The 8983-nt window shown below is 64.5% G+C and carries 8 protein-coding genes; 1 reads left to right on the top strand and 7 read right to left on the bottom strand.

The features are described from left to right. On the top strand, window positions 1-443 hold a 443-nt coding region (locus tag ACN0SE_RS02395), incomplete at its 5' end, for an IS30 family transposase (protein ID WP_417522875.1). 73 nt (window positions 444-516) lie between these two features. Here ACN0SE_RS02395 and ACN0SE_RS02390 read toward each other — a convergent pair. From ACN0SE_RS02390 to ACN0SE_RS02360, 7 genes are all read right to left on the bottom strand, one after another. Continuing rightward, window positions 517-1497: an ABC transporter ATP-binding protein gene (locus ACN0SE_RS02390; protein WP_417522874.1), complete on the bottom strand. Its 981-nt coding sequence runs from the start codon at window positions 1495-1497 to the stop codon at window positions 517-519. After that, window positions 1490-2515 (bottom strand): ABC transporter ATP-binding protein, encoded by a 1026-nt coding sequence (locus tag ACN0SE_RS02385; protein WP_417522873.1) that lies wholly within the window; start codon window positions 2513-2515, stop codon window positions 1490-1492. The genes ACN0SE_RS02390 and ACN0SE_RS02385 overlap by 8 nt, the downstream gene beginning before the upstream one ends. Beyond that, complete coding sequence (locus tag ACN0SE_RS02380; protein WP_417522872.1) at window positions 2490-3644, bottom strand: ABC transporter permease; 1155 nt, start codon at window positions 3642-3644, stop codon at window positions 2490-2492. Before ACN0SE_RS02380 ends, ACN0SE_RS02385 begins: the two co-directional genes overlap by 26 nt. Further along, window positions 3641-4624 (bottom strand): ABC transporter permease, encoded by a 984-nt coding sequence (locus ACN0SE_RS02375; RefSeq protein ID WP_417522871.1) that lies wholly within the window; start codon window positions 4622-4624, stop codon window positions 3641-3643. Before ACN0SE_RS02375 ends, ACN0SE_RS02380 begins: the two co-directional genes overlap by 4 nt. A 100-nt stretch (window positions 4625-4724) precedes the next feature. After that, window positions 4725-6656: an ABC transporter substrate-binding protein gene (locus ACN0SE_RS02370; RefSeq protein WP_417522870.1), complete on the bottom strand. Its 1932-nt coding sequence runs from the start codon at window positions 6654-6656 to the stop codon at window positions 4725-4727. Window positions 6657-6690: 34 nt separating this feature from the next. Then, a complete protein-coding gene (locus tag ACN0SE_RS02365; protein WP_417522869.1) occupies window positions 6691-7890 on the bottom strand; it encodes a mandelate racemase/muconate lactonizing enzyme family protein in 1200 nt (399 codons plus the stop codon). Window positions 7891-8220: 330 nt separating this feature from the next. Continuing rightward, window positions 8221-8931, bottom strand: a complete 711-nt coding sequence (locus tag ACN0SE_RS02360) for a GntR family transcriptional regulator (protein WP_417522868.1) — start codon at window positions 8929-8931, stop codon at window positions 8221-8223. Window positions 8932-8983: the final 52 nt, after the last annotated feature.

Here is an 8983-nt window from a genome sequence, read left to right as displayed (position 1 = left end):
ACGTGACCTCGCTGGTCGAGCGCGTCAGCCGCTTCACGGTGCTGCTGAAGAACCCGAACAAGCGCACCAAGCCGGTCATGGGCAATATCATGAAGGCAGTGCGCGACCTGCCCCACCTCGCGCGCAAGTCCATCACATTCGACCGTGGCACCGAGTTCGTCAGCTGGCCGCATCTCCAGGCCGAGCTTGGAACGCAGACGTGGTTTTGCGATCCCTCATCGCCGTGGCAAAAAGGGACCGTCGAGAACACCAACCGACGGGTCCGAAGATGGCTACCGCGTAAGCGCGACATCACGGCACTCACTGATCATGACTTGAAGATGATCTGTGACCGCCTCAACGCAACACCCAGAAAATGCCTCGGATGGAAGACCCCCGCCGAGGTCTTCCGGGAGAAGATGATGGAGGAAATGGGTCGACGCCCCTACCCTCAACGCCAATAGGAGTCGCGGTTCAAGTATCGCTCACAGGTTCGTCGTCATTGGACTGTCTCCAAGGCTTCCGCGCGTATCACTGTTACTCTGTGCCTGCAAAATGACAGTAGACGTCTGCACCCGCGATTTGCCGCAGCCCGGGCGGGGTCGAGCGGCAGAGATCGGTGGCATGCGGGCAGCGCGGCGCGAAGTTGCAGCCTGCGGTCTGTCCGTCGCCCTCGACCACCCGCTCCACCGTCTCCGTCTTGCGCCGCACCCGCGGGTCTGGCACCGGCACCGAGGCCAGCAGCGCGCGGGTATAGGGATGACGTGGCGCGCGGAACAGCTCTTCGGTGCGCGCCAGTTCGACGATCCGTCCCCGGTACATCACCGCGATCCGGTCGCAGAAATGTTCGACCACAGCCAGGTCATGCGCGATGAAGACATAGGTCAGATCGAACTGTTCCTGCAGGTCCATCAGCAGGTTCAGAGTCTGCGCCTGGATCGAGACGTCGAGCGCCGAGACCGCCTCGTCGGCGATGACCAGTTCGGGCCGTGTGGCGAGCGCCCGCGCGATGCCCAGCCGCTGGCGCTGGCCGCCGGAAAAGGCGTTGGGATAGCGCTGCAGGAATTCCGGGCGCAGGCCCACCTGCAGCAGCAGTTCAGACACCCGGTCCGCCAGCGCCTGCCCCTTGAGACCCTCTGACTGGCGCAGGCTCTGGCCGATCAGGTCGATCACCCGCAGCCGCGGGTTGAGCGAGGATTGCGGGTCCTGGAACACCATGCGGATGTCGCGCCAGATCGCCCGCAGCGCCGCCGCATCGGCCTCGGTCATCTCGACCCCGGGCTTGCCGCGCGGGTTGAAGCGCACCGAGCCGCCGGTGGGCGACAGGATCTGCATCAGGCAGCGGCCCAGGGTGGTCTTGCCAGAGCCGCTTTCGCCAACGATGCCGAAGCTTTCGCCCCGGTGCACGTCGAAGGAGACTTTGTCGACGGCGCGCACAGGGTTGGCCGCCTTGCGGCCCTTGGAGGCGCCGGGGAAATGCATGTCGAGGTCGCGGACCTGCATCAGAACGTCAGTCATGAAGAGCCTCCTTGTGATGCAGGAAACAGGCGGCCTCGGTGCGGCCGACGGGTTTGAGCGCGGGTTGTCTTGCGTCGCAGATCCCCGGCATGGCGTGGTCGCAGCGGGCGCGGAAGGCACAGCCGGCAGGCCGCGCCAGCGGATGCGGCACCATGCCCCGGATTGCCGGCAGACGGTCGCGCCGCCCCTGCCCCATCCGTGGCACCGAAGCCAGAAGCGCGCGGGTATAGGGGTGCTGCGGCGCTTCGAAGATCGAGAAGACATCGCCGCGTTCGACCACCTTGCCCATGTACATCACCGCCACCTCCTCGGCGACTTCGGCCACCACGCCCAGATCATGGGTGATCAGCATGACGCCCATCTGCAGCTCTTCCTTGAGCTCGGCGATCAGGTCGAGGATCTGCGCCTGTGTGGTCACGTCGAGCGCCGTGGTCGGCTCGTCGGCGATCAGCAGCCGGGGCTGACACGACAGCGCCATGGCGATCATCGCCCGTTGCCGCATCCCACCCGACAATTCGAAAGGATACGCCTCGAAGCGTTCGGCCGGGCGTGGGATGCCGACCCGGTCAAGCAGGTCGATGGCGATCTCGCGCGCCTCGGCCTTGGTCACCTTGCGGTGCAGCATGATCGTCTCGGTGATCTGCCGGCCGATCTTTTGGATCGGACCGAGCGAGGACATCGGCTCCTGAAAGATCATCGCGATGTCCTGGCCGCGGATCTCGCGCAGCTGACGCGAACCGGGCCGCGCCGTGGCGAGATCGACGCTCCCGCCATGGGCATTGCGATAGAGGATCGAGCCCTCGACGATCCGCCCCGGCGCATCGACGATGCGCAGGATCGAGCGCGCCATGATCGACTTGCCGCAGCCCGACTCTCCAAGGATGCAGAGCGTGCGGTTGGCATGGATGTCGAGATCGACGCCGTCGACCGCCTTGACCACACCGTCATCGGTGAAGAAGTGGGTCTGCAGGTCGCGGATCTGGATCAGCGGGTCAGTGGGCATGGGGGTCTGCGGCATCACGAAGTCCGTCTCCCAGGAAGTTGAGGGCCAGCACCGCCACGACGATCACCGATCCCGGGGCAATCAGCAGCCAGGGGGCCTGAATGATTGTGCGAATGTTCTGAGCTTCCTTCAGCAGCGTGCCCCAGGACACGATCGGCGGCTGAAGGCCGATGCCGAGGAACGACAGAGAGGTCTCGGCGAGGATCATCAGCGGCACGGCCAATGTCAGCGAGGCGATGATATGGCTGGCAAAGCTCGGTACCATGTGCAGGCGGATCACCTGCCAGTCCGACAGACCGTCGAGCCGGGCCGCGGTGATGAAATCCTCACCCCGCAGCGACAGGAACTTGCCGCGCACTTCGCGGGCGAGACTGGTCCAGCCGATCATCGAGACGATCATGGTCACCACGAAGTAGGTCCGCAGCGGCGGCCAGTCGAGCGGGATGGCGGCGGCCAGCCCCATCCACAGCGGGATGGTCGGGATCGAGCGCAGGAACTCGATCAGCCGCTGGATCGCATTGTCCACCCAGCCGCCGTAGTAGCCCGAGAGCCCACCCAGCGAGACGCCGATCACCAGCGACAGCGCCACGCCGACCAGGCCGATGGACATGGAAATCCGCGTGCCCATGACGATCCGGCTGAAGATATCGCGGCCGAGCCGGTCGGCCCCCCAGAAATACACCCGGTCCTTCGGGTTCACCGGGCCAAAGAAATGCCGGTTGGTCGGGATCAGCCCCAGCAGGTGATAGTCGAAGCCCTTGACGAAGAAGCCCAGCGGAATGACCTTTTCCGGGTCCTCGACAAAGGTGCGGCGGCGGTCGACCGGGTCGAGCGTCAGCTTCAGCCCCTTGGCATGCAGCAGGACCTGCCGGCTGCCGTCCTCGGTCTCGTTGAAGAGATGCACGCTCATCGGCGGCGCAAAGGGCGCCCGGCGGTTGGTTTCCTGGATGTCGGTGGTGGCGAGGAACTCGCCAAAGAGCGCCATGGCATAGATGAAGCCCACCACCCAGAGGCTCAGGTAAGCCACCCGGTGACGGCGGAACTTGCGCCACATCAGCGCCCAAGGGCCCAGCAGCACGGGCATGGTGTCAGGCTCTGCGGCAGGCGGCGCCACGGCGGACAGGTCGGTTGTCTGATCGGTCATTGGTATCTGATCCTCGGGTCGATCCAGGCCAGCAGCAGGTCGGATATCAGGGTGCCCAGCACGGTCAGCAGGCTGACGATCAGGATGAGCGAGCCCGCCAGGTACATGTCCTGCACCAGAAGCGCGCGCAGCAGCATCGGGCCTGTGGTTGGCAGGTTCATCACGACCGCCACGATGATCTCTCCCGAGACCAACGTCGGCAGGATCCACCCGATGGTGGAGATGAAGGGGTTGAGCGCAACACGCACCGGGTAACGCAGCAGCAGCTGGAATTCGGACATGCCCTTGGCGCGGGCGGTGACGACGTAGGGCCGGTAAAGCTCGTCCAGCAGGTTGGCGCGCATGATGCGGATCAGCGCGGCGGCGCCCGAGGTGCCCACCACGAAGATCGGCATCCAGATGTGTTGCAGCAGGTCGACCAGCTTCTCCCAGCTCCAGGGCTGGTCGAGGTACTCGGGGCTGACAAGCCCGCCGACCGACTGGCCGAAGTACTTGAAGGCCACGTACATCATTACCAGCGCCAGCAGGAAGTTCGGCACGGCAAGGCCGATGAAGCCGAAGAACGTCGCGGCGTAGTCGCCGAAGGAATACTTGCGCACCGCCGAGTAGATGCCGATCGGCAGAGCCACCGCCCAGATGAACAGGAGCGTCAGCAGCGAGATCGCAAAGGTCCAGCCAAGCCGGTCCCAGATCAGATCGCCCACCGGCAGGTTCTTTTCGAACGAGAGGCCGAAGTCGCCGTGAAAGACGATGCCGGAAATCCATTTCCAGTATTGCACGAAGAAGGGCTGGCCGAGACCATAGCGTTCGCGGAGCGCCTCCATGGTGCCGGCGTCGAGACCGCCACTGTCGGAAAGTTCCGCCGCCAGGGTGTCGAGGTAGTCACCGGGGGGCAGCTGGATGATGAGGAAGGTGACGACCGACACCAACACGACGGTCGGAATCATGTAGAGCAGCCGTCTGTAGACAAAGCCGAGCATTGCATAACTTTCTGTCGAAGATTGGGGGGATCGCCCTGCGGCGATCCCACGGGGGCCGGCCCGAAGCGGGAGGAGGCTTCAGGCCGGCCGTGCGGCACCCCTATGGCAGGGATTTGCCGCCTTCGTAGAACATCTGGCTGACGTAGGGCGACGGGTACCAGAGCTGCCCCGAGATCGGCAGCGGATCGGGCACGTTCTTCACGTTGTTGCGCGCCACGCCGAAGGCCGGATCGCTCTGCACCAGGCCCACGGTCAGGAAGGCCTCCTTGGACAGGTCGAGCAGCTTCTCCATCTCGGACTTGCGCGTCTCGGAAGTGGGGGCCGCCTTGACCATGTCGTACTGGGTGAAGAGCGCCTTGATGCTTTCCGGCGGCTCGATGCCGGTGGCAGGATCGACGCCCCACTTGGCCCATTCAGGCGCCCAGTAGACCGCAGTGCCGAAGGGCAGATAGCATTCGGGCGAGGTATAGGCGTCGGACTGGCCGCCGGCGCAGTTCCAGATATAGGCGTCATGCTGCGCCGAGGAAGCCAGCTCCTGCAGCCGCGCCCGGTCGCTCATGCGGATCTGGAAATCCAGCCCCACGTCGGCGGCATAGATCGCCACCAGCTCCATCACGTCGGGGAACTGCGCGCCAAAGACATCGGCCACCATGAAGACCAGCGAGAAGCGCTTGCCATCGGGGCCGAGGCGGAAGCCCTCGTCGTCCTTTTCCGGCAGCACCTTGTCGAGGTATTCGTTCGCGAGGTCGGGATCGAATTCGGTGAACTGCGTCGCCATTTCCTCGTCATAGAGCGGCGAGACCGGCTGCGGCGCGGTCTGCGCGGCGCGGCCCGAGCCGAGGTAGATCAGGTCGATGATCTCCTGCCGGTTGACCGCATGGCTCAGACCGATGCGGAAGTCCTTGTTGTTGACCACCTCGTTCTTGACCGGATCGGGGTTGTTGAGGTTCAGCATCAGGATCGCGCCGTTCGACGGCAGGTCATTGGTGTCGAAGAAGCGGTATTTGCCGCGCTCGGCGTTGTCGGTCAGGATCGCCCGGTTTGCGGGCCGTCCCAGGTGGCGGTTCATGTAGTCGATCTCGCCGTTGAACGCCTTGAGCAGGATGGTCTCGGGGTCTTCGACCTGGTCCCAGGTGATGGCGTCGAAATAGGGCAGCTGGTTGCCCTCGGCATCGACCTTCCAGAAGTAGGGGTTGCGCTCGGCCACCAGCCGGTCGGCGGCGCCATAGGCGTTCTTCAGCTTCCAGGGGTGCAGCGTCGGCCGGTCCGGGTTCTGCCAGAAGGCCGGCGTATGCATGTGCCCGGCCTTCAGCGTGAAGAGCGAGATCCAGTCGGTGGCCGCCGGTTCCGCCGCGACCAGCGCCTCGATGCCGTCGGGGTTGTAGTCGGCGTGGAACTGCGTGAGGTAATGCTTGGGATAGTTCACCGGGTAGTAGCCGAACCCATAGGCCATGTTCGGGATGAACAGCCCGTTGGGCGAGGCGAACTTGAACTCGACGGTGGTCTCGTCAAGCTTGGTGACGGTGACCGGACCTTCGGGGCCGACGTAGATCGGGTGTTTCGACGGCGTCAGGCGCGGGTCGGAAAAGACCTCGTACCAGAACATGATGTCATCGGCGGTAAACGGCGCGCCGTCAGACCATTTCATGCCCTCGCGCAGCTTGAAGGTAAAGGTGGTGGCATCGTCCGAGACCTCCCAGCTCTCGGCGATGTTGGGCTTGATCTCGGTCCAGTCGACGCTCCAGCGCACCAGGTTCTCGTGACCGATCACCCGCACGATATTGTGCTGGTCACCGCCGCCGAGGATGGCACGACGCAGGGTGCCGCCATATTCGCCGATCTCGGACACCGTCTCGAAGACCAACGGGTTGGCCGGCAGACGTGCCTCCAGCGGTGGCAGGGTGCCGTCGGCGACCAGCGGGTCGAACATCGGCGCCTGGTCATAGCCGTTGGCGAGTGTGGCGGTGGCTGACAGGGCCATCAGCCCCAGCGCCGCGGCGCCTCCCATCAGTGTCTGTCGTGTCTGTCTCATGTGACCCATGGTCTCCTCCTCTGGGTTCGTTCTGTCACCAGTTGGTGACGGATCCGTCAGGCTTGGTCAGATGCGGGCATTCCACATGCTCGGGCTGGCTGGCCCGGATCGCCTGTTCGTTCACTTCCACGCCCAGCCCCGGCGCGTCGGGCACGCGGTAGACCGGCCCTTCGAGCTCGACCTGGACCGGGAAAAGCGCCTTGTCGTGGAAACCGAGGCTCTCGACCGGCGATTGCCGGGTCTCCAGCCACGAGAAATTCGGCACCGCCGCCGACATGTGCACGCTGGCGGCGGTGCAGATCGGCCCCAGCGGGTTGTGCGGCATCAGGTCAACATAATGACGCTCGCTCCAGCCGGCGATCTTCATCGCCTCGGTAAAGCCGCCGATGTTGCAGATATCGAGCCGCATGTACTGGGTGAGCCCCTGTTCGATGAAGGGCGCGGCCTGCCATTTCGAGGCAAACTCCTCGCCCACGGCAAAGGGGATGTTGGTCATCTGGCGGAGCATGGCATAGGCCTCGGGGCTTTCCGAGCGGATCGGCTCCTCGAGGAAATCCAGCGTGCCCGGCGGCAGCATGTTACAGAAGCTGGCGATCTCGGCCGGGGAATAGCGGTGATGCAGGTCGATGCCGAGGCAGAGGTCGCGGCCAAAGGCCTCGCGCAGGGCAACCAACGTCTCGACCGTGCGGCCCAGAGAGGCGCGCGGGTCGAAGACCGAGTTGCCGTCGAAGCCGTCGGGATAGATCCGCACGCAGTCCCAGCCGGCATCGACAAGGGTCTGCGTGTCGGCCAGCGACTGCTCGATCGAGGACGACAGGAAACTGGCGAAGGTTGGCACCACGTCACGCTGCTTTCCGCCCAGAAGCTGGTGGACCGGCACGCCGAGGCGTTTGCCCAACAGGTCGTAGAGCGCGATGTCGATGGCCGAGATCGCGGCGGTCAGCACCCGCCCGCCTTCGAAATACTGGCTGCGATAGGCCTGTTGCCAGATCCGGCCGATCTGGCGCGAGTCCCGGCCGACCAGGAAGCCGGCGAAATCGTTGATCACCGCGGTGACTGCGGCTTCCCGCGAGGACAGGCCGGATTCACCCCAGCCGACCAGCCCGTCGCCGGTCTCGACCCTGACGAGCAGCTGGTTGCGGCCACCGACCCGCGCCGGGATGGCCTCGATCGCTGCAATCGCCACGTCGGGCGACACGCGCCGCAGCGGCTGGACATCTGCCGGGCTGGCCATTGCGCTGGATGGGTTTGCGGGCACGTCGGCACCTCCAAATAGAATCGTCTTTCATTTACGGTACATGAAATTACCGGATCGTACATTATTTTATTGGAGTAATGTTTGATTTATGAAGCTTCCCAGCGGGAGCGCCCAGCTAACCAGCTGATTTCAATCGAAGTATCTATGAGTCACAAAAATCGCCGGCGCACAGCGCCCCGCACCGAGAACAGAGCCGAACCGCCGGAAGCCATCGCCCCCCGTCATTCCATCTGCCGGAAAGTTCCGCCCTCAGGGCACGCCAAGAGCCCCCGCGCCGCGCGCAGGGTCCAAGGTCATTCCGTCGGATCAGTTCTTGCGCTGTCGCGAGGACCGGGTCAGCTCGATCCGCAGCTGGTCGACCACATGGCGGCCGGCGTCACCGATATGCTGGTTCAGCACCTTGATCGCCCGGCCCACGTCCTGCGCCTTGATCGCGTCGATCAGCGCGCGGTGTTCGCGCAGGATCGCCTCTTGCCGGCCGATGGCAATCGGGATGCGGCTGCTGATCGAGCCGAGGATCTCGCGGTGCTGCTTCCAGACGCCAAAGGCCACCCGGTTGTAATGCCGCTCGTACATCGTCTCGTGGAAGGCGTGGTTGAGGTCGGTGTGGCGCGCCTTGTCCTCGAAGTTCAGCGCTTCGATCTCGTCCTGGATGCGCTCCAGCTCGGCGATGTCCTCGGCGCTGGCAGTCTCGACAAAGAGCTTCAGCAGATACGGCTCGAGCTGATAGCCCACCTCGGCCACGTCGCGCACGAACTCGGTGTCGATCGGGCGGACCCGCGCGCCCTGGTTCGGGGTGAACAGCACCAGCCCCTCGCCGCGCAGCTGCTGCAGCGCCTCGCGCACCGGATTGGTCGAGGTCTTGTGACGTTTCGCCAGCTCGGAAATCTTCAGCCGGGCATTGGCCTCGAGCGCGCCGGACAGGATGTCGTGGCGGATCGCGTCATAGATCGACGAAGACGAGGAGTCGGCAGGCTCCTTGTCGGCGGCAAGGGAGATGGGGCCATGTGTGCTCATAGTTACAAATTCACCCATGCGTTGCAGTCGTCAAGACTTTTCGCCAATTCAT

The sequence above is a fragment of the Marinovum sp. genome (genome assembly GCF_048263515.1).
Lineage (GTDB): Bacteria > Pseudomonadota > Alphaproteobacteria > Rhodobacterales > Rhodobacteraceae > Marinovum.
Note: the sequence above shows the minus strand (reverse complement) of the source record. Positions and strands in the feature narration are given on the sequence as shown.